At 67.6% G+C, this 24,541-nt stretch carries 25 protein-coding genes; 8 read left to right on the top strand and 17 right to left on the bottom strand.

Features of this window, described 5'->3' with window-relative positions; translation table 11 throughout:
• Positions 1-13: 13 nt before the first annotated feature.
• The 4 genes from lptB to RKE40_RS01950 form a co-directional block, all read right to left on the bottom strand.
• Positions 14-835: an LPS export ABC transporter ATP-binding protein gene (lptB, locus tag RKE40_RS01965; RefSeq protein WP_316016570.1), complete on the bottom strand. Its 822-nt coding sequence runs from the start codon at positions 833-835 to the stop codon at positions 14-16.
• A gap of 201 nt (positions 836-1,036) precedes the next feature.
• On the bottom strand, positions 1,037-1,762 hold the full coding sequence (locus tag RKE40_RS01960) for an LptA/OstA family protein (RefSeq protein ID WP_316016569.1): 726 nt from the start codon (positions 1,760-1,762) through the stop codon (positions 1,037-1,039).
• Between the two features lie 42 nt (positions 1,763-1,804).
• Positions 1,805-2,434 (bottom strand): LPS export ABC transporter periplasmic protein LptC, encoded by a 630-nt coding sequence (gene lptC, locus RKE40_RS01955; RefSeq protein WP_316016568.1) that lies wholly within the window; start codon positions 2,432-2,434, stop codon positions 1,805-1,807.
• Between the two features lie 187 nt (positions 2,435-2,621).
• Complete coding sequence (locus RKE40_RS01950) at positions 2,622-3,236, bottom strand: ribonuclease D (RefSeq protein WP_316016567.1); 615 nt, start codon at positions 3,234-3,236, stop codon at positions 2,622-2,624.
• 190 nt (positions 3,237-3,426) lie between these two features.
• Here RKE40_RS01950 and RKE40_RS01945 point away from each other — a divergent pair, with 190 nt between their 5' ends.
• The 3 genes from RKE40_RS01945 (at position 3,427) to RKE40_RS01935 (ending at position 5,709) form a co-directional block, all read left to right on the top strand.
• Complete coding sequence (locus tag RKE40_RS01945) at positions 3,427-3,852, top strand: DUF805 domain-containing protein (protein WP_316016566.1); 426 nt, start codon at positions 3,427-3,429, stop codon at positions 3,850-3,852.
• Positions 3,852-5,054, top strand: coding sequence for a succinyl-diaminopimelate desuccinylase (gene dapE, locus RKE40_RS01940; RefSeq protein WP_316016565.1), 1,203 nt, complete (start codon positions 3,852-3,854; stop codon positions 5,052-5,054). The genes RKE40_RS01945 and dapE overlap by 1 nt, the downstream gene beginning before the upstream one ends.
• A gap of 67 nt (positions 5,055-5,121) precedes the next feature.
• A complete protein-coding gene (locus tag RKE40_RS01935; RefSeq protein WP_316016564.1) occupies positions 5,122-5,709 on the top strand; it encodes a hypothetical protein in 588 nt (195 codons plus the stop codon).
• Positions 5,710-5,724: 15 nt separating this feature from the next.
• On the opposite strand, the gene RKE40_RS01930 is transcribed toward RKE40_RS01935, so the two are convergent.
• From RKE40_RS01930 to def, 4 genes are all read right to left on the bottom strand, one after another.
• Positions 5,725-6,435, bottom strand: a complete 711-nt coding sequence (locus RKE40_RS01930; protein ID WP_316016563.1) for a hypothetical protein — start codon at positions 6,433-6,435, stop codon at positions 5,725-5,727.
• A gap of 85 nt (positions 6,436-6,520) precedes the next feature.
• Positions 6,521-7,270: a tRNA pseudouridine(38-40) synthase TruA gene (truA, locus tag RKE40_RS01925; protein WP_316016562.1), complete on the bottom strand. Its 750-nt coding sequence runs from the start codon at positions 7,268-7,270 to the stop codon at positions 6,521-6,523.
• A gap of 156 nt (positions 7,271-7,426) precedes the next feature.
• A complete protein-coding gene (gene fmt / locus RKE40_RS01920; protein WP_316016561.1) occupies positions 7,427-8,356 on the bottom strand; it encodes a methionyl-tRNA formyltransferase in 930 nt (309 codons plus the stop codon).
• Between the two features lie 16 nt (positions 8,357-8,372).
• Entirely contained in the window at positions 8,373-8,906 is a 534-nt protein-coding gene (gene def, locus RKE40_RS01915; RefSeq protein WP_316016560.1) for a peptide deformylase, read from the bottom strand.
• 103 nt (positions 8,907-9,009) lie between these two features.
• Between def and RKE40_RS01910 the strand changes: the two genes are divergently transcribed.
• Both RKE40_RS01910 and RKE40_RS01905 read left to right on the top strand, forming a co-directional pair.
• The gene (locus RKE40_RS01910; protein ID WP_316016559.1) at positions 9,010-10,194 is read left to right on the top strand and encodes a DNA recombination protein RmuC; all 1,185 of its coding nucleotides are present in this window, start codon (positions 9,010-9,012) and stop codon (positions 10,192-10,194) included.
• Positions 10,195-10,269: 75 nt separating this feature from the next.
• On the top strand, positions 10,270-11,511 hold the full coding sequence (locus tag RKE40_RS01905) for an MFS transporter (RefSeq protein ID WP_316016558.1): 1,242 nt from the start codon (positions 10,270-10,272) through the stop codon (positions 11,509-11,511).
• A gap of 3 nt (positions 11,512-11,514) precedes the next feature.
• Here the strand turns inward: RKE40_RS01905 and RKE40_RS01900 are convergent, their stop codons facing one another.
• The 5 genes from RKE40_RS01900 to RKE40_RS01880 all read right to left on the bottom strand — a co-directional run bounded on the left by RKE40_RS01900 (position 11,515) and on the right by RKE40_RS01880 (position 15,647).
• The gene (locus RKE40_RS01900; protein WP_316016557.1) at positions 11,515-12,024 is read right to left on the bottom strand and encodes an OsmC family protein; all 510 of its coding nucleotides are present in this window, start codon (positions 12,022-12,024) and stop codon (positions 11,515-11,517) included.
• 107 nt (positions 12,025-12,131) lie between these two features.
• Entirely contained in the window at positions 12,132-12,857 is a 726-nt protein-coding gene (locus tag RKE40_RS01895; RefSeq protein WP_316016556.1) for an ATP-binding cassette domain-containing protein, read from the bottom strand.
• A 170-nt stretch (positions 12,858-13,027) separates the two neighbouring features.
• Entirely contained in the window at positions 13,028-13,810 is a 783-nt protein-coding gene (locus tag RKE40_RS01890; RefSeq protein WP_316016555.1) for an ABC transporter ATP-binding protein, read from the bottom strand.
• A 12-nt stretch (positions 13,811-13,822) separates the two neighbouring features.
• Positions 13,823-14,653 carry an ABC transporter permease gene (locus RKE40_RS01885; RefSeq protein WP_316016554.1) on the bottom strand — a complete coding sequence of 277 codons (831 nt, stop codon included), beginning with the start codon at positions 14,651-14,653 and terminating at the stop codon, positions 13,823-13,825.
• A gap of 19 nt (positions 14,654-14,672) precedes the next feature.
• The gene (locus RKE40_RS01880) at positions 14,673-15,647 is read right to left on the bottom strand and encodes an aliphatic sulfonate ABC transporter substrate-binding protein (RefSeq protein ID WP_316016553.1); all 975 of its coding nucleotides are present in this window, start codon (positions 15,645-15,647) and stop codon (positions 14,673-14,675) included.
• A gap of 323 nt (positions 15,648-15,970) precedes the next feature.
• Here RKE40_RS01880 and RKE40_RS01875 point away from each other — a divergent pair, with 323 nt between their 5' ends.
• Both RKE40_RS01875 and grpE read left to right on the top strand, forming a co-directional pair.
• The gene (locus RKE40_RS01875) at positions 15,971-18,733 is read left to right on the top strand and encodes a [protein-PII] uridylyltransferase (RefSeq protein WP_390893190.1); all 2,763 of its coding nucleotides are present in this window, start codon (positions 15,971-15,973) and stop codon (positions 18,731-18,733) included.
• 93 nt (positions 18,734-18,826) lie between these two features.
• Entirely contained in the window at positions 18,827-19,432 is a 606-nt protein-coding gene (gene grpE / locus RKE40_RS01870) for a nucleotide exchange factor GrpE (RefSeq protein WP_390893176.1), read from the top strand.
• A 70-nt stretch (positions 19,433-19,502) separates the two neighbouring features.
• Here grpE and RKE40_RS01865 read toward each other — a convergent pair whose 3' ends face one another.
• From RKE40_RS01865 to RKE40_RS01855, 3 genes are all read right to left on the bottom strand, one after another.
• Positions 19,503-20,126: an alpha-ketoglutarate-dependent dioxygenase AlkB family protein gene (locus RKE40_RS01865; protein WP_316016551.1), complete on the bottom strand. Its 624-nt coding sequence runs from the start codon at positions 20,124-20,126 to the stop codon at positions 19,503-19,505.
• 164 nt (positions 20,127-20,290) lie between these two features.
• Entirely contained in the window at positions 20,291-21,097 is an 807-nt protein-coding gene (dapB, locus tag RKE40_RS01860) for a 4-hydroxy-tetrahydrodipicolinate reductase (protein WP_316016717.1), read from the bottom strand.
• A gap of 141 nt (positions 21,098-21,238) precedes the next feature.
• Positions 21,239-22,213 carry a TIM44-like domain-containing protein gene (locus RKE40_RS01855; protein ID WP_316016550.1) on the bottom strand — a complete coding sequence of 325 codons (975 nt, stop codon included), beginning with the start codon at positions 22,211-22,213 and terminating at the stop codon, positions 21,239-21,241.
• Between the two features lie 183 nt (positions 22,214-22,396).
• On the opposite strand from RKE40_RS01855, the gene RKE40_RS01850 reads away from it, so the two are divergent.
• Positions 22,397-22,720, top strand: coding sequence for a hypothetical protein (locus tag RKE40_RS01850; RefSeq protein WP_316016549.1), 324 nt, complete (start codon positions 22,397-22,399; stop codon positions 22,718-22,720).
• A gap of 504 nt (positions 22,721-23,224) precedes the next feature.
• Here the strand turns inward: RKE40_RS01850 and RKE40_RS01845 are convergent.
• Positions 23,225-24,469: an amidase gene (locus RKE40_RS01845; protein ID WP_316016548.1), complete on the bottom strand. Its 1,245-nt coding sequence runs from the start codon at positions 24,467-24,469 to the stop codon at positions 23,225-23,227.
• Positions 24,470-24,541 lie beyond the last annotated feature (72 nt).

The following is a 24,541-nucleotide window of genomic DNA, read 5'->3' as shown; positions in this document are numbered from 1 at the left end:
GCCGGCGATCCGCTCAGAGGCGGAAATCTTCGCCGAGATAGACGCGCCGGACGTCGGCATTGGCGATGATCTCGGCCGGCGAGCCCTCGGTCAGCACGCGGCCGGAATGGATGATGTAGGCGCGATCGACCAGTCCCAGTGTCTCGCGGACATTATGGTCGGTGATCAGCACGCCGATCCCGCGATCGGTCAGCTGCCGGACTAGCTCCTGGATATCGCCGACGGCGATCGGGTCGATGCCAGCGAAGGGCTCGTCGAGCAGGATGAAGGACGGACGACCGGCCAGCGCACGGGCAATCTCGCAGCGGCGGCGCTCGCCGCCCGAGAGCGCGATCGAGGGCGCCTTGCGCAGGCGGGTGATGTTGAATTCGTCGAGCAGCTTGTCGAGCTCGCGCTCACGCTTCTTGCGGTTCGGCTCGACGACCTCGAGCACGGCCCGGATGTTGTCCTCGACCGAGAGGCCACGAAAGATCGAGGCTTCCTGCGGGAGATAGCCGATGCCGAGCCGGGCGCGCTGGTACATCGGCAGGTTGGTGATGTCGTTCCCTTCGAGCGAGATCACGCCCATATCGGCCCCGACCAGGCCGGTGATCATGTAGAAGATCGTGGTCTTGCCGGCACCGTTCGGCCCGAGCAGGCCGACGGCCTCGCCGTTACGCACGTAGAGCGAAGCCTCGCTCACGACATTGCGGGCGCCATAACTCTTGCGCAGGCCGCTGACGGCAAGGATGCCGGGGCCGCCGATGGAAGAGGCGACCGGTTCCGATCCTGCGAACTGTTCGGTGGCCTGGGCCTCGCCCTTCCGGCCGAACAGCCGGCCGAGGCGCGACAGCATTCCACCGCCGGCGAGCGACGCAGCGGTGGCTGCCGAGGATTGCGAGCGCTGCGGCCTTGTGGCGGTTTCGGCGGGCGATGGCGGGGAGATCGTCACGGGAAAGGGCGCAACCTGCTGGTTTTCGGCACGGCGTGAGCTCTGGTATTCGAGGCGTTCCAAACTGGCAACGCCTTCGTCACCCAGACGTACCGAGCGATGGGGTCAGTTCGTCGGCGTCGCGGGCTTCCCCGCTCCACCCGGCTTCTCCTTGCCGGCCTCGGCCGAATTGGGCACGAAAAAGCCCTGCACGCGACCGCCCGGCTTGGTGTCGACATTGGCGATGCCGGTCTGCGTGTCATAGACGAGGCGCTCACCACGCGTGATGTTGGGGCCGTCGTTCAACGCGACATTGCCGGTCATGATCACCTTGTTGTTGGCGCGGTCGAAGACGGCGTTGTCGGACGTTGCGGCCTGCGTCTTCGACACGACGGTGACGGGCCCGGCGCATTCGATGCGCTTGATCGCACCATCGTTCGACGAAGGCGCCCCGCCGGCCGCCGCCGGCGCAGGAGCCGCCTCCGGCGCCGCGCGCTTGCCGGCGCCGTTCTGGCCGCGCCCCTCATAGAACACGGTCATGGTCGAGCAGCGGACCGTCGTCTCGCCCTGCACCGCGACAACATTGCCGGAGAAGACTGCCTTGTTGTCCTTGTCGAGCACGTCGAGCTTGTCGGCGTCGATCTTGATCGGCTCCTTGCTGTCGCCACCCATGCCGCCAAAGGGCGAGCCGGGAGCACCACCGCGCCTTGCCGGCGCCGCCGCAGGCTTGGCCGCCGGCTGCGCCGGCGTCGCGCCGGACCTGGACGGCGCCTGCTGCTGAGCCAGCGCCGCTGCCGAAGGCAGCCAGAAAAGTGCGGATACGGCTGCGAAGAGGAGGGTTGTAGGTTTCATCGCCGACCTGTCATTCGCTTGGCTTCACTGTCTGAGCCGATTTCAACGCTGCGGCAGCGGTGCCGCCTCGCCTTGCGCGTCCGCAGCGGGCCGCAGCAGGCCCGGATTGGGCGTGCTGCCCTGACGCTCCGGCCCGGCAAGGCTGTTGGCCGGCGCATTCTCGATCACGACACGCACGCGGCCCTCGAACACGATCAGGGCGCCGTTATCCTTAACATCGAGTGTATCTGCATTGACCGTGGTCGTGCCAAGATTGACCGTGACCGGCTCGCGCGACACGACCGTTCCGGCCTTGAAATCGACATCGGCCGTTCGCATCCGCACATCGTAGCCCGATTCCGTCCGGATCTTGACGTCGTCGACCAGCTTCAGCTTTTCCTTCTGCTGGTCGAAAAGGCCGCTGAGGGCATTAACGGTGACCCAGCCTTCCTCGGATTTCATCTGGACCCGGGCCGTCATCTTCACCAGCTCGATCTGCGTGGGATTGCGAATGTCCTGCAGCGCGGACTCGGCGGTGACCACGTACGGACTGTTGTCCTTGCGATAGCCGGCGAGCTTGGGCGCCTCCATCACGACCTTGCCGCCGGACAGGCCGATCGAGCCCAGCGAGAGATTGCCGGCCTCGCGCAGCGGGTTAAGGAATGGCGTGACGATCAGCCCCAGCACGGCCACGACCGCGCCGCCACTCCGGCGTGGTGCGGCTGCTTCACCGCCGATCCCGCGATGTCAGGAGATGTCATTGCCAAGGTCATGTCCCGCCCAATGCCAGCCGCCCACGGCTTTTTCATGTCGGCGATTGCGCAGTTGCGAAATCGCCATACCGACCGCTCGACGATGACCTAGCTGGAATACAACAACTTTACGTATGTGCGAAGATGTCGGTCTCAGGCCAGCCGGCGAGATCGAGCTCCGCCCGAGTCGGCAGGAAGTCGAAGCAGGCCTGGGCCAGATGAGTCCTCTCCTCGCGCGCCAGCATCACGTCGAGGCGCAGCTTCAATGCATGAAGATGCAGAACATCGGCCGCAGCGTAGCTGAGCTGGGATTCCGACAGGGTCTCGGCGCCCCAATCCGAAGATTGCTGCTGCTTCGACAGGTCGATGCCGAGCAGTTCCCGGACCAGATCCTTCAGCCCGTGCCGGTCCGTATAGGTCCGCACCAGCTTGGAGGCGATCTTGGTGCAGTAGACCGGCGCGGTGACGACACCGAAGGCCTTTTGCAGCGCCGCAATGTCGAAGCGGGCGAAATGGAACAGCTTCAGCACGCCGGGATCGGCGAGGATGCGGCAGAGATTGGCGGGTGCCGGCGCATCCTTGGGAATCTGGACGACATCGGCCGAGCCATCGCCCCGCGAGAGCTGCACGACGCAGAGCCGGTCGCGCTGCGGATTGAGACCGAGCGTCTCGGTGTCGATCGCCAGGATCGGCCCGGGCTGGAAATCGGCCGGCAGGTCGCCGCGATGCAGATGAATGGTCATGGCTCTGACTCAACCCTTGCAAACACTTGCCGCGGGCCGGGCCGGCGGACGTCCCTGCCAGCTACCGAGCCCACCGCCGCGGCACAAGCCTTTTCTCGCTCCAACTGCCGCGGGAAAATTAACCTTCTGTTCACCATATCCTTCATCTCAAGGCCTAGGCGTGCGAGGGTGCCGGATCGGAGCCCGACGCATGACCCTCATTCGCCTGTTCACCGATCTCGATGGCCGCATCGGCCTGCGCCAGTTCTGGCTCGGCAGCATAGCGCTCGCGCTCTGCCTGCTGGCTGTGCAATGGGCTGCGCCCCACCTCGTGGAAAGGCCGACGGCGATCGGCATCGTCGCCTTCAGCAAAGCCTTCGCGCTCTTTCCCTGGGCCGCCCTTGCGGCAAAGCGCGCCACCGACCGCGGCGGCTCTGCACTGTTCGGCATCTTCCTGGTCTGCGCCATCGTGCTGCCGACCGAGCTGCGGCCGTATCTCGGCTATGCTTGGCGTCCCTCGCTCGAGGCGATCTCGACCATCGCCTGGCTGATCGCCCTGGTCGATCTCGGCTTGATGCCGGGCGCCGAGCCGGACAGGCCGCTTGCAGCGCAGGAGGCTGCTGCTAAACGGGCGTGATGAGCCAGAGCACGACGCACACCCTCGCCTTCGACGCCACCGATCCCATCGCCCTGACGCAGGCCCTGATCCGCTGCCCCTCGGTGACGCCCGCCGAAGCCGGCGCCCTCGCCTTGCTCGAAATCGTGCTCGCGGCCGAAGGCTTCTCCGTCCAGAGGCCGGTATTCTCCGAGCCCGGCATGCCGGACATCGAGAACCTCTATGCCCGAATCGGCAACGAGGCGCCGGTGCTGGTCATTGCCGGCCACAGCGACGTCGTGCCGCCCGGCGATGTTACCAGCTGGACGCATGAGCCGTTCGCGGCCGAGATCGTCGATGGCACGCTCTATGGCCGCGGCGCCTGCGACATGAAGGGCGGCCTCGCCTCGATGGTCGCTGCGGTTATCCGCTATCGCCGCGACAACCCGCAGGCTCCCGGATCGATCGCCTTTCTCGTCACCGGCGACGAGGAGGGTCCGGCCGTCAACGGCACGGTCAAGCTGCTGGAATGGACGAAGGCGCGCGGCGAACGCTTCGACCATTGCCTGCTCGGCGAGCCGACCAATCCGGCGACGATGAGCGACATGCTCAAGATCGGCCGGCGCGGCTCGCTGACCGGCAAGCTCACCGTCCATGGCATCCAGGGCCATGTCGGCTACCCGCATCTGGCGCAGAACCCGATCCGCGGCATGGTCCGGCTGCTCGCCGGGCTGGATGCGACGCCGCTCGACGCCGGCACCGAGCATTTCGACCCGAGCAATCTCGAGGTGACGACGCTCGATGTCGGCAACCCCGCGACCAACGTCATCCCGGCGCTGGCACGCGCCGTGTTCAACATCCGCTTCAACGATCTCTGGACGCCGGAGACGCTCGCCGGCGAGATCGAACGCCGGCTGCGCGAGGCGGCCGGCAACACGGTGCGCTACGAGATCGTTTTCGAGCCGACCAACGCGGTCGCCTTCCTGACGCAGCCTGGCCCCTTCGTCACCATGGTCGCCGACGCGGTCGAAGCCGAAACCGGCAAGCGCCCGGCGCTCTCGACCACCGGCGGCACCTCGGATGCGCGCTTCATCAAGAACTATTGCCCGGTCGTCGAATACGGCGTGGTCGGCCAGACCATGCACCAGATCGACGAACGCGTTTCCCTTGCCGACCTGCGGGCGCTGGAGCGCATCACGCACCGGCTCCTGAGCGCCTATTTCGCCGCAGCTTCGGCGGCTTGACGGAACCTTTCGGGCCGGACATGCTTTAGACGAAAGTCTAATGCTGTCGAGCCCGGAGGGTCTGGCCATGAGGCTTGATGCCGACGATGTGACACGCTCTCTGCGAGCTTCATGGCGTCTGCTTTCGGCGGATTCCAGGGCCCTGCCCGACTTCGATCTTTCCCGCGACGGTTTCTGGCGCTCTTATCTGGCGCTGGTGCTGACCGTGCCGGCGATCATTCCGGTGCTGGCCGCCGAGCGCGTGCTGGCCGGGCTGCCCAATGCGGCCGGCCTGTTTGATGCCCCTGTCCTGCTGGCCTCGGTGATCGCGGCCCAGCTTCTCGCAGTCATCACCGTGCCGGCCCTGCTGGTCATGCTGGCGCCGGGGCTCAGGCAATGCCCGCGCTTCACCGGCTTCATCATCGCCTGGAACTGGTCGAGCATTCTTTCGGCCGGGCTGATCGCGGTACCGGCGGCGGTGTTCGCGCTCGGCTGGTCGAATGGCGGTATCGCGGTGATCCAGGCGCTCGCTTTCGGCGTGATCATCCTGCGGCTGCGCTATTGCGTGGCCCGCGCTACCTTCGGCTCCGAAACAGGCATCGCCGGAGCGATCGCCTGCGCCAGCCTCCTCGCCGACTACGCGATCATCCGGACCTTCGGGCTTGCCGGCTTCTAGCTCTCTGGCTGGGCTCTAGATCTGCGTGACCGGCATCAGGGTGACGCCGTAATAGAGCGCTTTGCCCCTGGTGGTAAGCGATTCCGAGACGGGGCCGATCTCGAAGCCGGCCTTGGTCAGCTCGGTCAACGCCTTGGCCTTGACCGCAGCCGACGCTGACGCGTCGAAGTTGATCTTCAGCTCGATCGTCGCCTCGAGGACTTTCACCACCTGATGGGCGTTGCCCTGCCCGATATTGGTGCGGACTGTTTCGCGGCAGACCGGCCTGAGAAGAGCACGAATCTCGGCCAGTTCATCGCGTGCATAGGTGTAGATCCTGGCGTCCGCCACAGTCACCACGGCGCTCCTCGCGGCGCGAGCCGTCGCGGAAAGGTTGAAGAGCGTCTTGAGCGCAGGCGCCTCGACGCTGAAGCTCCCACCGATCTGACTGGCAACGTCGCGGCTTTCGGTCTCGCTCGGCGTCGGCTTGAAGCCATAGAGATCGACCGAGTAACGCGCCGTGCAGAGCGTCGCCAGTTGCACCGAGCGGGGGCTCTGGTCGCGCGGGTCGTAATTCTCCTTCGCGACCAGCAGACCCGGCCCGTGCAACGTGCTGGGCGGCACGTTTCGCGAGAAGCCGTATTTGACGATGATTCCTTCGAGCTGGCGGTCCTCGCTCTGGCAGGCGGCCAGTGGGAGCCCGGCTAGAAGGCAGAATGCGAGCCGCAATCCCGGTTTCCGACCCATGGCCAACTCCGGCGGGCACTGAAAATATCTATATACTTAAAGTTGCATATCAGCCTGTGATCCGCAACCTTGAGTAGAACGCACTTCAGCCAAACGGCGGATAGTCGACGCCGGCGAGATAGAGTCCGCAGGAGGGGGCGAGCGCAGCGCATTGCGAGCGGTCGCGTGCAGCCAGAACCTTGCCGACCTTGTTCTCGGGCCAACGCCCCATGCCGACCATCTTCAGGCAACCGACCATGGAGCGGACCTGATGGTGCAAGAACGAGCGAGCATGGGCATAGACCACGATCTCGGCGCCCTCGCGCCGGCAATCGAGCCGGTCGAGCGTGCGCAGCGGGCTGTTGGCCTGGCATTCGGCAGCCCGGAAGGTGGTGAAGTCGTGATGGCCGAGGAGAGCCTTGGCGGCGCGGTCCATCGCCTCATGGTCGAGCCGAACCGGAACATGCCAGACACGGCCGGCATCGAGCGCCGGCTGCGCCCTACGGTCGAGGATGCGGTAGATGTAATAGCGACGCAGCGCCGAGATCCGGGCATCGAACGTGTCGGGCACCGCCTCGGCGCTGAGCACCGCGACCGACAGGCGCTTCAGCCTGGCATTGCTGGCGTCACGCACCACGTCGGTGCGCCATTGCTTGTCGAGATCGACATGGGCGACCTGATGTGTGGCATGGACGCCGGCATCGGTGCGCCCGGCGCAATGCAGACGCACGGGATGGCCACAGAAGGCCTCGACCGCCTCCTCGACACTCTGCTGGACGGAAGGGCCGTTGAGCTGGCGCTGCCAGCCCGAGAACGGCGTGCCGTCATATTCGATGACGAGCTTGTAGCGCGGCATCAGACTCGCTCCACCAGGGAGACTGTACCTTTGTCGGTCGTCCCGGCCGAAGCGAAGCGGAGAGCCGGGATCCATGCCTGAACCGCTCCGGCATGGATCCCGGGTCGAGCTGAGCTCGCCCGGGATGACGGCGTGAAATGAGAGTGCTGCAACACGCTAGAGCTTCGCGCCGGCCGAGAGCCGGGCGCCGCGCAAGAACTCGCCGCCGCTCATCGGGGCGCGGCCAGCGCGCTGGACCTGCAGCAGCTTCACCGCGCCGACCTTGCAGGCGACGGTGCCCTCGTCGTCGAGCAGCGTGCCGGGCTCGGCCGCGCCGCCGGCACGTGCCGTGCGCAGCAGCTTGAGGCGCTCAGGCCCCTTGCCGAGGTCGACTTCGACGAAGGCGCCCGGAAAGGGCGAGAGGCCACGTACCAGATCGTGCACCTGCTGTGCCGGCCTGGTCCAGCTCAGCCGCGCCTCGTCATTGCCGATCTTGCTGGCATAGGTGACGCCGTCCTGCGCCTGCGGCGTGAAGCGCAGGCCCCCGCGTCCGAGCGCCGCCAGCGCCCTCACCATCAGGTCGGCGCCGAGCACGGAAAGCCGGTCATGCATGTCGCCGGCAGTGGCATCGCTGTCGATGGCGAGCCGCTCGACCATGCCGACCGGGCCGGTATCGAGCCCCTCCTCCATCTTCATCACGCAGACGCCGGTCTCGGCGTCGCCGGCCATGATCGCGCGCTGGATCGGGGCGGCGCCGCGCCAGCGCGGCAGCAGCGAGGCGTGCAGGTTCAGGCAGCCGAGCTCGGGCACTTCGAGGATCGCCTTGGGCAGGATCAGCCCATAGGCGACGACGACCGCGACGTCGGCCTGGTGCGAGGCCATGATCTCGGCGGCCTCGGCGTTCCGCAGCGTCTTCGGCGTGAACACCGGGATGCCGAAGCGCTCGGCGGTGCGCTGCACCGGCGACGGCTTCAGCTCCATGCCGCGCCCGGCCGGAGCCGGGGGGCGCGTATAGACGGAAACGACCTCGTGGCCCTGGCCGATGATCTCGGTCAGGGTGGGCACGGCGAAGTCCGGCGTGCCCATGAAGATGATGCGCAGGCTCATGTGATTTCCCGGCCGCTCAGGCCGCACTCTCCCGGCGGGCGGCCTTGGCGAAGCGCTTGGTTACACGCTCGCGCTTCAGGCGCGACAGGTAGTCGATGAAGAGGACGCCGTTGAGATGGTCGATCTCGTGCTGGAGGCAGGTGGCGAGGAGGCCATCGGCCTCGATCTCCTGGATCGCCCCGTCGAGATCCATATAGCGCACCTTGACGCGCGCCGGCCGCTCGACCTCCTCGTAATATTCGGGGATCGACAGGCAGCCCTCCTCATAGACGTTCTTCTCCTCCGAGCTCCAGGTGACCTCGGGATTGACGAAGACCATCGGGGTCTTCGGCGTCTCCTCGTCGTCCTCGCTCTTCTTCGAGACATCGATGGTGACGAGGCGGACCGGCTTTCCGATCTGGATCGCGGCAAGGCCGATGCCCGGCGCGTCGTACATCGTCTCCAGCATGTCCTCGGCGAGCTTGCGGATCTCGGGCGTGACCGAAGCGACGGGGGCCGAGACCAGCCTGAGCTGACTGTCGGGCAGGATGACGAGGGGGCGAATGGCCATGGAGCGCTCTGCAGCAAATGTCTTGAGATTGAGGCGACATAAGCACTTGTGCAGGAGCGGTCAAACTGTTCCGCTTTCGTTCGCATTAGTGTAGGCTCTTTCCATGAACCAGATCGCCTTCGTCGTGCTCGAACGGCCCGTCAGCTGGGCGGAAGCCGCCTTCGGCTTCGCCGGCCTCACCCTGCTCCTGCTCGCGCTGGCGCTGCTCTCCGCCTGGCGCGGCGGCCACCGGCACGCGGCGGAGGCGGCCGCCGCAGCCGAGCGGGCGCACGAAATGGACGACAAGGTCGCCGAGATGAACCGGATGCAGTCCGAGCTGACCGGCCGGATGCAGACCATGGCCGAGATTCTCTCGACCCGGCAGGGCGATCTCGCCCGCCTCGTGGCCGACCGGATCGACGGCCTGCGCCAGCAGGTCGGCGCCGGGCTCGAGCAGAATGTCCGCCAGACCAATGAGAGCCTCGGCAAGCTGCAGGAGCGCCTCGCCGTGATCGACAGCGCCCAGAAGAACCTGACGGAACTGACTGGCGAGGTGGTGACGCTGAAGGACGTGCTGGCCAACAAGCAGGCGCGCGGCGCCTATGGCCAGGGTCGCATGGAGGCGATCATCCGCGACGGGCTGCCGGCGGCATTCTTCTCGTTCCAGCCGACGCTCTCCAATGGCCGCCGGCCCGACTGCCTGGTGACCCTGCCCGGCGACGGCCGCGGCCTCGTCATCGACGCCAAGTTTCCGCTGGAGAGCTTCACCCTGCTGCGCGAAGCACGCGGCGAGGAGGCGAAGAAACAGGCAGCAGCGCGGGTGCGCGGCGATGTCGGCCAGCACATCAAGGACATTGCCGAGCGCTATTTCCTGCCCGGCGAGACCCAGGACGTGGCGCTGCTCTTCGTGCCGTCGGAGGCGATCCATGCCGATCTGCACGAGCATTTCGAGGACGTGATCCAGAAGGCCAGCCGGGCCCGCGTGATGATCGTCTCGCCCTCGCTGCTGGCGCTGGCGATCCAGCTGATGCAGTCGCTGGTCCGCGATGCCCGCATGCGCGAAGAGGCTCGGGTGATCCAGTCCGAGGTCGGCAAGCTGCTCGACGACGTCCGCCGGCTCGGCGAGCGGGTCGACAAGCTCGACGTACATTTCCGCCAGGCGCAGGAGGATGTCGGCCTGATCAAGACCTCGGCCGGCAAGGTCACCGGCCGCGCGGAGAGGATCGGCGCGCTCGAGTTCGACGACGGTCCGGGCAGCCAGCCGGCACTGCCCTTCGCGAGGGAAAACCGGCTCAAGGCGGCAGAATAAACCCGGGCCGCCATCTGCAGATCACATTCCGGCGTAGCCTGCGCGCCCTACCCGCTGCGCAGGAGACCGCCAGACGTGCTCGTCCAGATCGGAACGCTCATCGCCGCGACGAGCCTCGTCCAGCTCGCCAACGGCTTCTTCAACACCTTCCTGTCCCTGCGGCTGACCACCGAGAATTTCGGCCCGACGCTGACCGGCATCGTACTCAGCGCCTATTTCATCGGCTTCTCGATCGGCGCCGTCGGCAGCGGCGCCATCATCCAGCGTATCGGGCATATCCGCGCCTATGCCGCCTTCGCCGGCATGGTCGTCGTCGGCACGGCCGGGATGGCGCTCTTCGTCTCGCCGCTCGGCTGGATCCTGTGCCGGATGGCGATCGGCATCGGCTGCGTCGGCCTGTTCATCACCACGGAGAGCTGGCTGAACGCCAAGGCGCCGGCGGACCAGCGCGGCCGGATCTTCTCGATCTACATGGTCGGCACCTTCCTGGCGCTGGCGATGGGCCAGCTGCTGATCGGCAAACTGCCGATCGCCTCGTTGACCCCGTTCTTCATCATCATCGCATTGTTCGCGCTGGCGCTGATGATGGTGAGCGCGACGCGCGCGGAGGCTCCGGCCCTCTCGCCCGAAGCCTCCCTGCCCTATGGCGAGCTGACCCGGCAGGCGCCGGTCTCGGTGATCGGCTGCATCGTCTCGGGCATCGTGACCAGCGCCTTCTACGCGCTAGTGCCGGCCTGGATGGCGCGCAACGACATTCCCCAGGGAACGATCGCCCTGTTCATGCTGGTCGCGGTGCTCGGCGGTTTCGCGTTCCAGGTCCCGGTCGGCAAGGTCTCGGACCGTGGCGACCGCCGGGTCGTGCTGGCGGGACTGGCGATCGGCTTCGCCGTCGCGGCCATCCTGATCCAGCTCGTGCCGCCAAGGCTCGTCTTCGTGCTGCCGATCGCAGCATTGCTCGGCGGCTTCATGTCGACGCTCTACCCGGTCTGCGTCGCCCATGCGCTCGACCGCATGCCTCAGGACCGCGTCGTGGCGGTGAGCGGCCGGCTGATCCTGGTCAGCGGCATCGGCTCGGCGCTGGGGCCGATCCTCGGCGCCCAGGTGATGGGACAGCTCGACATCAACGGGCTGCTCTATTTCATGGCCGCCGCGGCGATCGCGCTGGCTGCGGTCGCAGGCCTGAGGATCAGGCACCGCGCGCCGCCGGAGCAGATGGCGGAGCGGCCCTTCGCGATCATCGACCCGCTGGCGGCGCCGATCTCGCAGGAGCCGGAAGCCACGGACGCGGACGGAACGCCGCGCCCGCTGCCTGCCTGAGTCTCAGGCCGTCTGCAGGGTCGCCGACAGCTCCGGCTTGACGTTCAGCGTCTGGAAGACGACGCAATAGCGCTCGGTCAGCTTGAGCAGGCTGTCGAGCTTCTCCTGCGGAGCGTCGGTCTCGACATCGAAGAACAGGCGGATCGCCTTGAAGCCGACGGCGGCGTCCTTGGCGACGCCGAGCGTGCCGCGGAAGTCGAGGTCGCCCTCGGCGCGGACGACCCCCTTCTTGAGTTCGATCTCGAGCGCGGTCGCGACCGCCTTCAGGGTGACGCCGGCACAGGCGACCAGCGCCTCGAGCAGCATGTCGCCGGAGCAGAGCTCGGCGCCTGAGCCGCCGGTCGCCGGGTGCAGGCCGGCGAGCGCGATGGCGCGGCCGGTCTCGACCTTGCAGGCGATGTGCTGGTCGTCGAGTTCGCCCTTGGCCTTGAGGGTGATCACGGCGGCGTCGGGCGCCTCGCGGTACTTGTCCTTGAGCGGAGCCTGGAGGGCGCGCAGCGCGGTGACGTCCATGATGGCTTATCCTCGATCGATCGAAACGGATGCCGGCAGGGTTTACCGCATCGGGCGCAAAAGTGGATGCGGTTTTCGGTAGGGGCGTTGCCCGCCTCGCGACCTTGTCAGGCAGCGACTTCCGCGACTTCCGACTGCACTGCGCCCAGCTCTTTTTCCAGAGAACGACGCAGTTCGCGGCGCAGGGCGACGAAACCGACCGAACGGGAATCGCGCGGGTATGGCAGGAGATTGTCGAGCCTGAAGGCAAGCGGCCCCGGCGTCTGCGGCAGCACGAGGATACGGTCGGCGAGACGAACGGCCTCCTCGACGGAGCTCGTGGCGATCGCAACCGCCGGGCGCCCCTGCCTGCAGAGTTCGGCGAGCGAGCCGGCGAGAGCGTCTTGCGCCTCATCGTCCAGCCCTGCGAAAGGCGCGTCGACCAGCAGCAGCTTCGGGCGCAGCAGCGACAGCCGTGCGATCGCGAGAGCTTGGAGCTCGGCCGCCGACAAGGTGCCCGGGCGCCGGTCCTTGAACTCGCCGAGGCCTGCCCTGACCAGCGCGTTGGCGATCAACCCTTCGCGGGCGAAAGCCGTCGCACCGGGGAGAGCGAAGGCGAGGTTCTCGGAGAGGTTGAGCCAGGGAAAGAAGCTCGGCCTCGCACCGAGCAGGCCAAGCTCGGCCGTCGGCACCGGGTCGGCAGCGGCATCGAGGCCGCCCAGAGTGCGCAGCAACGCGCTCCCGCCACCAGCCGGCCCGCCGAGCAGCGCAACGACCTGCCCGGGCGCCGGGCGCAGCGCGGCGGCGTCGAAACCAGCAGCGAAAAGCGTTGGATCATTGGGACAGATGGACATCGGACGCTTCCTTCCAGATCAGGCGAAGGGAAGCGCCGGCGGCTGAGGCCACCATCTCGTCTCCCACGCTTTAGCGGCATTTATTTCGCGCCCGCAAGCTGAGGCTCAAATCGGCGCGTATCCTTTAATAAGGTTCTTCCGTCCGTTTTGTCAAACGCAAGGGCGCTGCCTCACCACCACATTCCCGCGCTCTCGGCGGCCTTGTGCTGCTGGGGCTGGTCGTCGCGCAGCGAACGCTCGAGCGTGCGCAGCACCTCGCGCTTGCTCGCCTCGAAGGCCGGCGAGAGTCGGTCTCGCGGCCGGGTCTGCGGGTTCTCCAGCTCGTCGAAGACGCGGCCCGGCCTCGGCTGCATCACCATGATCCGGTCGGCCAGCGTCACCGCCTCCTCGACGTCATGGGTGACCATCACCACGGTCGGCCGGCTTTCCTCCCAGAGCGCCAGGAGGTGCTCATGCAGGCTGGTGCGGGTGGTGGCGTCGAGCGCCGAGAACGGCTCGTCCATCAGCAGGAGCTTCGGACGGGTGATCAGCGCCCGCGCGATGGCGACGCGCTGCTGCTGGCCGCCGGAGAGCTCGCGCGGCCAGCGCCTGTCGTAACCGCCAAGGCCGACGCGTTCGAGCGCATGGCCGACGAGGCGCTGGCGTTCGCCGGCCGCGAGGTCCGACAGGCCGAAGCCGACATTGTCGGCGACGCTGAGCCAGGGGAAGAGCCGCGGTTCCTGGAAGATCACCCCGACATCGGCGCGCGGCTCGGTGATCGCCTTGCCGTCCAGCACGATCCGGCCCTCGCTCGCTCGGTCGAGCCCGGCGACGAGGCGCAGCAGAGTGGTCTTGCCGCAGCCGGAGCCGCCGACGAGGGCAAGGATTTCGCCCGCCGCCACCTCGGCTGTGATGCCCGCAAGCGCCCTTGTGCCATCGGCATAGGTCTTGGAGAGGTTGTCGAAGGTCAGCATCGCCCCTCCCCTTCAGAGCTTGTCGCGCGCCGTGTCCTGCCAGCGCAGGAACGGCCGGGCGAGCGCGACGAGCACGCCGTCCGCGAGCTTGCCGAGCACTGCGAAGGAGATGATGGCGGCGATGATGGTGGCGGGCCGGCCGAGCTGCTGGCCGTCGACCAGGAGATAGCCGAGACCTTCGCTCGCGCCCATGATCTCGGCGGCGACGACGAACATGAAGCCGAGCCCGAGACCGCCGCGCAGCGCCGTGAACCAGTCCGGCAGGATCGCCGGGAGCAGCACGCGCCGGACCATGGCGAGCCGGCTCAGGCGAAAGACACGCCCGACCTCGACGATCTTGCGGTCGATCGAGAGGATCGCGGCGGCGACGCCGAGATAGATCGGGAAGAAGACGCCGACCGCGATCAGCGCCACCTTCGACGCCTCGAAGATGCCGAACCAGAGGATGAATAGCGGCACCCAGGCGATCGAGGGGATGGCACGCAGCGCCTGCAAGGTCGGATCGAGCAGGCTGCGCGCCACGGGCAAGGCGCCCGTCAGCGCTCCCAGCACGGTGCCGGCGACCGCGCCGATCCCGAAGCCGGCCAGCACGCGCCAGAGCGTCGCGGCGGCGTGCGTGGCAAGCTCGCCGCTGCGCGCGAGCTCCCAGAGCGTCGCGCCGACGACGCTGGGCGGCGGCATCAACCGGCCATTGGCGAGGCCGGTCCTGACCAGCGCCTCCCAGATCACGGCGAGCACGACCGGCAGCACCAGCCCCGCGAGCCGCAGTTGCGCCCGGCCCGCCCGTTTCGCCGGGGCGACTTCAGGCGCTGCAGCCGCCGTTCCGATCTCGATCGCGCTCATCGCCGCCCGGTCACGCCGCTCAGTTGGTGGCGGCGAAGCGCCGGTCGAGCAGCGCGTCGACCGCCGCCTTCACATCGGTGCTCGCGGGCAGCACCCCGGCCTGCTGCAAGGCGAGGCCGGCAGCGAGGATCGTCTCGGCCTGGGCCGGCCCGATATTGCTGTGGGTCAGTTCGGTGCGGGTGAGCTGGCGCTCGATCACCGCGTCCGAAAGCTTGGTCGCTTCGACCAGCGCCTTCTTCACCTCACCCGGATTGGCGAGGGCGATGGCGCGCGCCTCCTCATAAGCCTTCAGCACCTTGCGGACGAGATCCGGGTTCTTTTCGGCGAACTCCTCGCGGACGTTGAGCACGCCCCAGGTGTTGTCGGCCGCCTTGCGGTGGAAGAGCTTGGCACCGCTCTCGACCTCGGCAGCCGCCATAAGCGGGTCGAGCCCTGCCCAGGCCTCGACGTCGCCGCGCTCGAGCGCGAGGCGGCCATCGGCATGCTGCAGCAGGACGAGCTTGACGTCCTTCTCGGTCAGGCCGGCATCGGCGAGCGAACGGACCAGGAAGATGTGCGGATCAGTGCCGCGGGTGACGGCGACGCGCTTGCCCTTGAGATCAGAAACCTTGGCGATCTCGCTCTTGGCGCCGGTGACCAGCGCCGTCCATTCCGGCCGGGAATAGACATAGACAGACTTGATCGGATTGCCGTTAATCTTGCCGATCAGCGCGGCGGCACCGGCCGTGGAACCGAAATCGAGCGAGCCGGCATTGAGGAATTCGAGCGCCTTGTTGGAGCCGGCGGAGAAGACCCAGCGCACCTTGATGCCGTCGGCTTCCAGCGCCTTCTCCAGGATGCCGCGCTCCTTCAGGACGAGGCCGACCGGATTGTAGGTCGCGTAGTCGATGCGGATTTCCTTCGGCGCCTGGGCCAAAGCGGTGCCGGCGGTGATGCTGAGAGCGGCGAAGCCGGCAAGCACAGCGCGGCGGCTCGGAAGCAGAGTCCGGATCATGGCGTTTCCCTTTTGTCACATGGCTGCGAAGGGATCGGAGGCCTTTGCCGGACCTCCCGCGCCCCACGCTTTAGCTGCACTTGTTTCGCGCCCGCAAGCTGGTGGCTCAAATCGGCGCGTATCCGGTTTTTAGGTTCACGCGTTCTGTTTGTCAAACAATCCTTCTCAGAATCGGTTTATTAAATTTCTACATCAAAATTATGTTTAATAAGGATTTCAGCCATGGCCGCCATCGTGCTAGGGATCGTTCCCGACCCCTACGCCGCGAAAGCGCAGCCGTGCCGCCAGCGAACGACAAGCCTGCCCTAAAACTGGCCGAGCTGATCGAGGACCCGGCTGCGGCCGTCGCAAAGCTGGCACGACCAACCCGCGGCGGAAGCGATGCGTTGCGTGCCGAACTCGTCGCCGTGCTGCGCGACGCGCTCGAGGACGGCCGCGCCTCGGCCAAGGACCTCCTCGCTCGCACCCGTAACGGTCTAGCCTGCGCCAAGCGGCTCTCGGCCGCGATGGATGCCGTCGTCGCCAGCCTGCATGCTGCGGCAACCCGGCATTTCTATCCCGTCCAGAACCCCTCTTCCGGCGAGCGCATGGCGGTCGTCGCCGTCGGCGGCTATGGCCGCGGCACGCTGGCCCCCGGCTCGGATGTCGACCTCTTGTTCCTCTTCCCGGACAAGCAGACCGCCTGGGGCGAGAGCGTGGTCGAGGCCGTGCTCTATCCGCTCTGGGACCTGAAGCTGAAGGTCGGCCACTCCGTCCGCTCGATCGAGGACTGCATTCGCGAAGCCCGCGGCGACATGACGATCCGCACCGCGCTGCTGGAATCCCGCCTCGTCGCCGGCGATGCCACGCTGTTCAAAGAGATGCAGCGGCGCTATGGCGCCGAAGTCGTCGAGGGCACGGCGCCCGCCTTCACCGAGGCCAAGCTCGCCGAGCGCGAGACGCGGGTGATGCGGGCCGGCACCTCGCGCTATCTGGTCGAGCCCAACGTCAAGGACGGCAAAGGCGGCCTGCGCGACCTCAATACGCTGTTCTGGATCGCCAAATACGCCTATCGCGTCGACGATCCCGCTGATCTCGTCGAGGCCGGCCTTTTCGACGCAAGAGAGCTGGCGATCTTCCAGCGCGCCGAGGAGTTCCTCTGGCGGGTGCGCTGCTGGATGCATTTCATCACCGGCCGTGCCGAGGAGCGCCTGTCCTTCGACCTGCAGCGTCAGGTGGCGGCGGCGATCGGCTATGCCGGCCGCAACGGTCAGGCGCCGGTCGAGCGCTTCATGAAGGCCTATTTCCTCACGGCCAAGGATGTCGGTGACCTCACCGCGATCGTCTGCGCCGCGCTGGAGGCGCGCCAGCAGAAGCCGCGCGCCACGCTGACGCGACTTCTGGGTTCGCTGACCAAGCGCAAGCGCGTGCGGGCGCTGGGCCATCCCGATTTCACGCTGAAGGGCCAGCGCCTCGCAGTCGTCGATGACGACGCCTTCAAGCGCGATCCAGTCAACCTGCTGCGGCTCTACGAGATCGCCAGCCGCGACGACCTCGCGATCCACCCCGACACCAGCCGGCTGGTGACGCAGTCGCTCCGCCTGGTGACGGCCCAGTTGCGTCATGATCGCGAGGCCAACCGGATTTTCCTAGAGATCCTCACTTCGCGTCGCTCGCCCGAGGCCGTGCTGCGGCGCATGAACGAATCCGGCCTGCTCGGCCGCTTCATCCCTGATTTCGGCCGCGTCGTCGCGATGATGCAGTTCAACATGTATCATCACTACACGGTCGACGAGCATCTGATCCGCTCGATCGGCATCCTGGCCGAGATCGATGCCGGGGCGCTGGAGGCCGAGCATCCCCTGGCCAATTCGATCTTCGCCTCAATCGCCAACCGGCGCGCCCTCTATGTCGCGCTCTTCCTGCACGACATCGCCAAGGGCCGGCCGGAGGACCATTCGGTCGCCGGTGCACGCATCGCCCGCAAGCTCTGCCGGCGCTTCGGCCTGAGCGAGGCGCAGACCGAGACCGTGGTCTGGCTGATCGAGAACCATCTGGTGATGTCCACCGTCGCCCAGAGCCGCGATCTCGGCGACCCCAAGACGATCGAGAGCTTCGCGGCGATTGTGCAGACGCTGGAGCGGCTGAAGCTGCTGCTCGTGCTCACTGTCGCCGACATCAAGGCCGTCGGCCCCGGCGTCTGGAACGGCTGGAAGGGCCAGCTCCTGCGCACGCTCTATTACGAGACCGAGATGGTTCTCGCCGGCGGCCACTCGGCGATCGAGCGCAAGGCCAGGGTCGAGCTGAAGCAGGACGCGCTCGCCGCCCGGCTCTCGGACTGGCAGCCGGCGGCGCGCGAGGCCTATCTCGCCCGGCACTACCCGGCCTACTGGCTCAAGGTCGAGCTCGACCGGCAGGAACAGCATGCGCGCTTCCTGCACGCCGCCGAGGCGGCCGGGCGCACCACTGCCACCAAGGTCGAGACCGACAGCTTCCGCGGCGTGACCGAGCTCACCATCCTGGCGCCGGACCATCCCCGCCTGCTCGCCATCGTCACCGGCGCCTGCGCGGCAGCCGGCGGCAACATCGTCGACGCCCAGATCTTCACCACCAGCGACGGCCTCGTGCTCGACACGATCTTCGTCTCGCGCGCCTTCGAGCGCGACGACGACGAACTGCGCCGGGCCGAGCGGATTGCAGCTGCGATCGAGCGCGCCCTCAAGGGTGAGATCAAGATCGCCGACCTTGTGGCGCAGCGCCGCGCCCCGCCGCCGCGCGGCCAGACCTTCCAGGTCGCGCCCGAGGTCATCATCGACAACGTGCTCTCGACCCGGCACACCGTGCTCGAGGTCTCCGGCCTCGACCGACCGGGCCTGCTCTACGATCTCACCACCGCGATCTCGAAGCTCAATCTGAACATCGCCTCGGCCCATATCGCCACTTTCGGCGAGAAGGCGGTCGACGTCTTCTACGTGACCGACCTCACCGGAGCGAAGATCACCACGACCGCGCGCCAGCTGATCATCCGTCAGGCGCTGCTCGCCGTGTTCAGCTTCGAGCACGACAAAGCCCAGACGGCGCGGGGCAAAGCGCCAGCCCGAGCTTGATTTCAGGCGACCGAAATCCGATATCGGCCTCGAAACAGGTGCGGGACCCGCTTCCGCCCCTGACAGTTTGCATGACCGGAGTTTGATGACGCGATGACGCAGAACCCTGCGATGGACGATCCCAAGCCCGAGACGGAAGCCCAGATCGAGACCGAGGGCCAGACGCCCGACGCCCTCGCCGCCGCCGAGGCCGAACGCGACGACCTCAAGGACAAGCTGCTGCGCACGCTCGCCGAGATGGAGAACCTGCGCCGCCGCACCGAGCGCGAGATCGCCGATGCCAAGGCCTATGCCGTGACCAGCTTCGCCCGCGACATGCTGGGCTCGGCCGACAATCTCCGCCGCGCCATCGAGAGCGTGCCGGCAACGGCCGAGGCTGCCGCCGACAGCGCCTTGAAGTCCGTCGTCGAGGGCGTCGAGCTGACCGAGCGCGAACTGCTCAAGACGCTGGAGCGCCATGGCGTGCGGCGCATCGAGCCGCATGGCGAGAAGTTCGACCCGAACTTGCACCAGGCGATGTTCGAGGCGCCCGACGAGAGCATCGCCAAGGGCCTGGTCTCGAAGGTGGTGCAGACCGGCTACAAGATCGGCGAGCGCGTGCTGCGGCCGGCGCTGGTCGGTGTCTCGGCCGGCAGCGCGAAGCCGGCGGCGAACGGCGCCCAGACTCCCGAGGCCGGCGACAAGCCTGCCGGAAACTAAGAACGGCGCGAGGGCGCGCGACGTCGCCCGCCCTCGCCTTGCTCAATCTTCTTGGCCGAGCCGTCGCGCCTCAGACCGGCGGCTTCGTCACTCGGCGCAGCGTCAGGTTGATCCGCCCGCTCTGCGGCAACAGGCTCGACGAACCGGCGAGGATGCGGTCGATGCCGTGATAGGCCAGCCTCGCCTCGCCGCCGAAGACGAGCGCATCGCCCGAGGCCAGTTTCAGTGAAATCGTCTTGCCGCCGCGCACCGTGCCGCCAATGCGGAAAACGGCGGTGTCGCCGAGCGAGAGCGACAGGACCGGAGCGGCGAACTCCTCCTCGTCACGGTCCTGGTGCAGGCCCATCTTCGCGGTCGGCTCGTAGAAATTGATCAGGCAGGCCTGCGGCGGCTGCGGATAGCCCGCGAGCTCCTCCCAGGCGCGTAGCAGCCGCAAAGGCATGGCCGGCCAGGGCTGCCGGGTTTCGGGATGGCTGGGCTGGTAGCGATAGCCACCCTCGTCCGAGACCCAGCCGAGCGAGCCGCAATTCGTCATCCTGACCGAGAAGGGCTTGCCGGTCTTGGGCATGCGCGGGGTAAAGAACGGCGCCTGACGCGCGACCTCGCGCAATTCGTCGACCAGCGCCGCCTGCTCGGCCGGATCGAGGTAACCCGGCCAATGGGTGACACCGGGGGCGACCGCGAGCGCGGTCATGGTGGCTCTGGCTCCGCCCGGGAATTAGCCCTCATCCTGAGGAGCGCCGCAGGCGCGTCTCGAAGGATGTTCCAGCTGTCTCCGGAACCTCCTGAAGCATCCTTCGAGACGCCGCTGACGCGGCTCCTCAGGATGAGGGCTGTGGAGGTTTGCAAGACGGACGTTCAGAGCTTGTCGAGGCCGAGCACGTCGGCCATCGAATAGAGCCCGGGCTTGCGGCCGCGGCCCCAGAGCGCCGCCTTGACCGCGCCCTGTGCGAACAGGCTGCGATCCTCGGCGATATGGGCGAGTTCGAGGCGCTCGCCGGCACCGGCGAAGATCACCTTGTGATCGCCGACCACGGTACCGCCGCGCAAGGCGGTGAAGCCGATAGCCCCGGCCGGGCGAGCCCCGACCTGGCCGTCGCGCACGGCAACGCGGGCCTGGGCGAGATCGACGCCGCGGCCTTCCGCCGCCGCCTCGCCGAGGAGAACCGCCGTGCCCGAGGGCGCGTCGACCTTCATGCGGTGATGCATCTCGGCGATCTCGATGTCCCAGTCGGTACCGAGCGTCGCGGCGACCTTGCGCACCAGCGCCGCCAGGAGATTGACGCCGAGGCTCATATTGCCGGAGCGGATGATTGCGGCATGCCGGGCGGCGGCCTCGAGCCTCGCAAGATGGCCGGGCTCCAGCCCGGTCGTGCCGACGACATGGGTGATGCGGGCCTGGGCGGCGAGGCCGGCAAAGGCGACGGTGGCCTCGGGCGAGGTGAAATCGAGCACGCCCTCGGCCTCGACGAAGGCCGGCAGGGCATCGTCGGTGACGATGACGCCGCCGGCGGGCAACCCAGCCAGCACCGCCGCATCCTGGCCGATCGCAGGCGAGCCGGGACGCTCGATCGCGGCGCTGAGCACGCAGCCCTGCGTCTCCGCGACCGCCTTGATCAGCGTGCGGCCCATCCGGCCGGCGGCGCCGACGACGACAAGGCGCATGTCGCTCATGATGAAACGCTCCAGAAATGCCAGGCCACCGCCCAAGCGGGCGACGCGAATGCCTATAAGCCGCTTCGGCCTCGGCCGAAACGAAAAACGGCCGGGCGAACCCGGCCGTTCCGATAAGAGGTGAAGCTGGCCCTACTCGGCCGGCTGGATCGCCGAGACCTGCCACTGGCCGCCGCGCGGACGCACGAAGGTCCAGAGCTCGGTGACCTCGCGCGGGATCGTGGCGTGGCCCTCGACGACGCGGCCGCCCTCGCGCTCGACCAGCGCATTGAGCGAGCTGAAGCGCATCGCGACCGTGGCGTATTCGAGGCCGGCCTCGCGCCAGGACTCGGCGAGATCGCCCTGCAGCAACTTGACGTCGGCGACGCGGTCGACGAGGCCCTTGCTGGCGTTCTCGGCGATGTCCTCGGCAAAGTAGCCGGCCATCTCCGGGGTCGCCATCTGGCGCAGCCGCACGACATCCTCGTTCGAATAGGCGATCTGGACGTCGTTGAGCAGACGCTCGAAGCTGCCGTAATCGGCAGGCGCGAGCTCGAACTCGACCGGCTTGGCCGCGGCAGTCGCCGCGCCCATGCCGCCCATCATGCCGCCCACGCGCTGCGCAGCCTGGGGCTGCTGCGGCTCATAGGTCTCGCGGCCGAGCGGCGCGCCGGCAGAGGCGAGCTGCGGCTGCGAGCGGCGACGGAAGAAGCGCAGCGCGAGCCAGATCAGGCCGCCGATCAGCGCAATCTGGAACAGCATGCCGAGCATGCCGGCAAGGCCGCCGAAGCCGGCGCCCGAGAGCAGGCCGAACAGGCCGGCGCCGAGCAGACCGGCGCCGATGCCCATCATCATGTTGCGGGCGAAAGACGGACGCGCCGCCTGGGCGGCGGCAGCGCCGGGGGCGGCCGCCGAAGCGCTGGGCGCAGGGGTCGCGGTACGCTGCATCGGCGCAGCGCCGGTCGGCGCCGTCTGGGTCGGCGCTACCTGCTGCGTGGTGCGCGAACCGCGGCTGCCAAAGCCCTTGCCACCGCCGGGCCGAGCCTCGGCGAGGACGGGAACGAGCAGCAGCGCACCAGCCACAAGGGCGACGGCCCGGCCACGCCGGGCAAGCGAAATCAAAGACATGGTCCCTCCCGGGGCCGGATTGGCCCTCTTCGCGCAAATATGGAGGGGTCGTACGACTTTCGCAAGGTGAGAGCCCCGCTCGAAAGCGCAGTTTCCGCACGCCGCGACCGGTTTGGGCCGCGAGCGCGCCGTGCTATGCTTTCGGCTTCGTTACGCCTCGACAGCGAACGAAAGGAGCAGGCCATGATCCGGATCATTCGGAGGCTGCACCGCACCGGCGCGACGGCACCACGCCTCGCCGCGCTTCTCGCGACATCGCTGCTGCTCTTGACGCTCCAGGCGCCACTCCTGCCGGCGCAAGCGCAGGAGCATGCCGAGGCGCTCGACCAGCCGCGGCTGGCCCAGGCGCCCGAGCCCTATTGCTTCTGCTGGAGCGACGGCAAGAAGATCGCGGAGGGCGCGACCGCCTGCATTCGCACCACCAAGGGGCGACGCCTCGCCCTGTGTGGCCGGGTCATCAACATGATGTCCTGGGAGGTCAGCGAGAATCCTTGCCCCGAGAGCTGAGCACCACATCACGGCAGCGCGTCGCGAAGGCCGAGCGCCGCCCATGCGCAGGCCACGGAAAAGGAAAAGCGCCGCCGGATTCTTCCGGCGACGCTCCCCTAACCGTCTCTATGGTCTTTCGACTTCAGACTGACTTTTGTCAGAACGCTCCGACCACGATCGCCAGAACCAGCAAAAAAGCCGCTCCCATGGCCAACCGGTCGAGACTTAGCGCAAGGCTCATTGAACCCTCCTTTGTCATTGACCTGTCACCGACGTTAGCAGAATCGAGCCTCGCCGCAAGCGGAAACGACGCGGGAAGCGGAAGCCGGCGAGAGCAATGACCTTAATCAAGGGTTAAAGCATTCATTCGCTTTGTATACGGTCAAGATCAAGACCTTTCCTGTAAAAGACTTTAGTATTCACAGGTCAACAATAGACGGCGACCATCACAATCCCGCCCGAGTTGTTGCGACGCAATATTGTCCCACGCGGAACAGACGCCACGCTCCGGCCGACGTTTCGTCAAGCGGCGGCCACGATGAGCCGCTCCAGCGCCTTCGCCACGGCGATCACCTGCGCGTCGGCGCCGAAGCGTCCGACGAGCTGGAACGAGACCGGCAAGCCGCGCGGACCGCGCATCAGCGGCACGGTCAGGCATGGCGTCCCCATCAGGGTCCACAGCCGGTTGAAGCGGGAATCGCCGGTCGAGGCCAGCGTCGCCGGCGCCTCGCCGGGCGCAGCATAGGTCACGAGGACATCGACCTCGCCGAGCCAGGCCTCGGTGACGTGACGCCCGCGCCGCGCAACGCGTCTCGCCTCGTCGTATTGCGCCGGCGTCGTCAGGCGGGCCTGGTCGAGATAGGCGCGCAGCTTGGGCGGCAAGGCGTCGCGATGGTTGGCATATTCCCAGCCCAGCGCCTGCGTCGCTTCCCAGTCCTGCAAGGGCCCATGCGCCTTGTAGGCATCGGCGAGTTCGGCAGGGGCGGCCCGTTCGATCACGCTCGCGCCAGCCTGCCCCGCCAGCGCGGCGATGCGCTGCAAGGCCTCCTCGCAGGCCGGCTCCGGCGCCTCGGCGAACTCCTGGCGGTTGAGGCCGAGCCGGAGCCCTTCCAGCGACGCCTCGGCTGCGTCGAGTTCCGGCCGGGCGGTCAGCGCCGCCAGGGCGAAGCCGAGATCGTCGGCGCTGGCCGCCATCAGGCCGAGCGTGTCGAGCGAGCGCGAATACGGCTTCACGCCGACGGTCGGCAGCAGATCATAGGAAGGCTTGATCGCGGCCGCACCGCAATAGGCAGCCGGGCGGATCACCGAGCCGCCGGTCTGCGTGCCGATCGCCAAGGGGATCAACCCGGCCGCGACCGCCGCCGCCGAACCGGCCGAGGAGCCGCCCGGGCTCGCCGTCGGGTCATGCGGATTACGGGTCGGCGCCGGGTCGAGAAAGGCGAAGGCCGTCGTCTGGGTCTTGCCGGCGATCGTCGCGCCGGCGGCCTTCAGGGCCATGACGATCGCCGCATCGGCGCGCGGCTGCCAGCCTTCATAGATCGACGAGCCCATTCCGGTCGGCAGATCGGCGGTGTCGATGATGTCCTTGACGCCGCAGGCTACCCCCGCGAGCGGGCCTTCGCCCGGAACCAAGGCCTGCGGGCGACTGGCGAAAGCGCGCAGCTCGCCGTCACGTGCCTCGATGCGGCTTTCGCTCTCGACAAGGGCGGCCTGAGCCGAAATCTCGCCATTGGCGACACGGCGGGCAATCTCGCGAACCGAAAGCATGGCACGTTCCTGGATAGCTTGGCGGCCGCAGGATCGGGCCGGACGCGGGCATGCTGGCACGAAGCCGCCGGC

The sequence above is a fragment of the Allobosea rubneri genome (assembly GCF_032464875.1).
In the GTDB taxonomy this organism is placed as follows: Bacteria; Pseudomonadota; Alphaproteobacteria; order Rhizobiales; family Beijerinckiaceae; genus Allobosea; species Allobosea rubneri.
The sequence above is the reverse complement of the archived record's forward strand: the minus strand, read 5'-3'. Positions and strand labels throughout refer to the sequence as shown.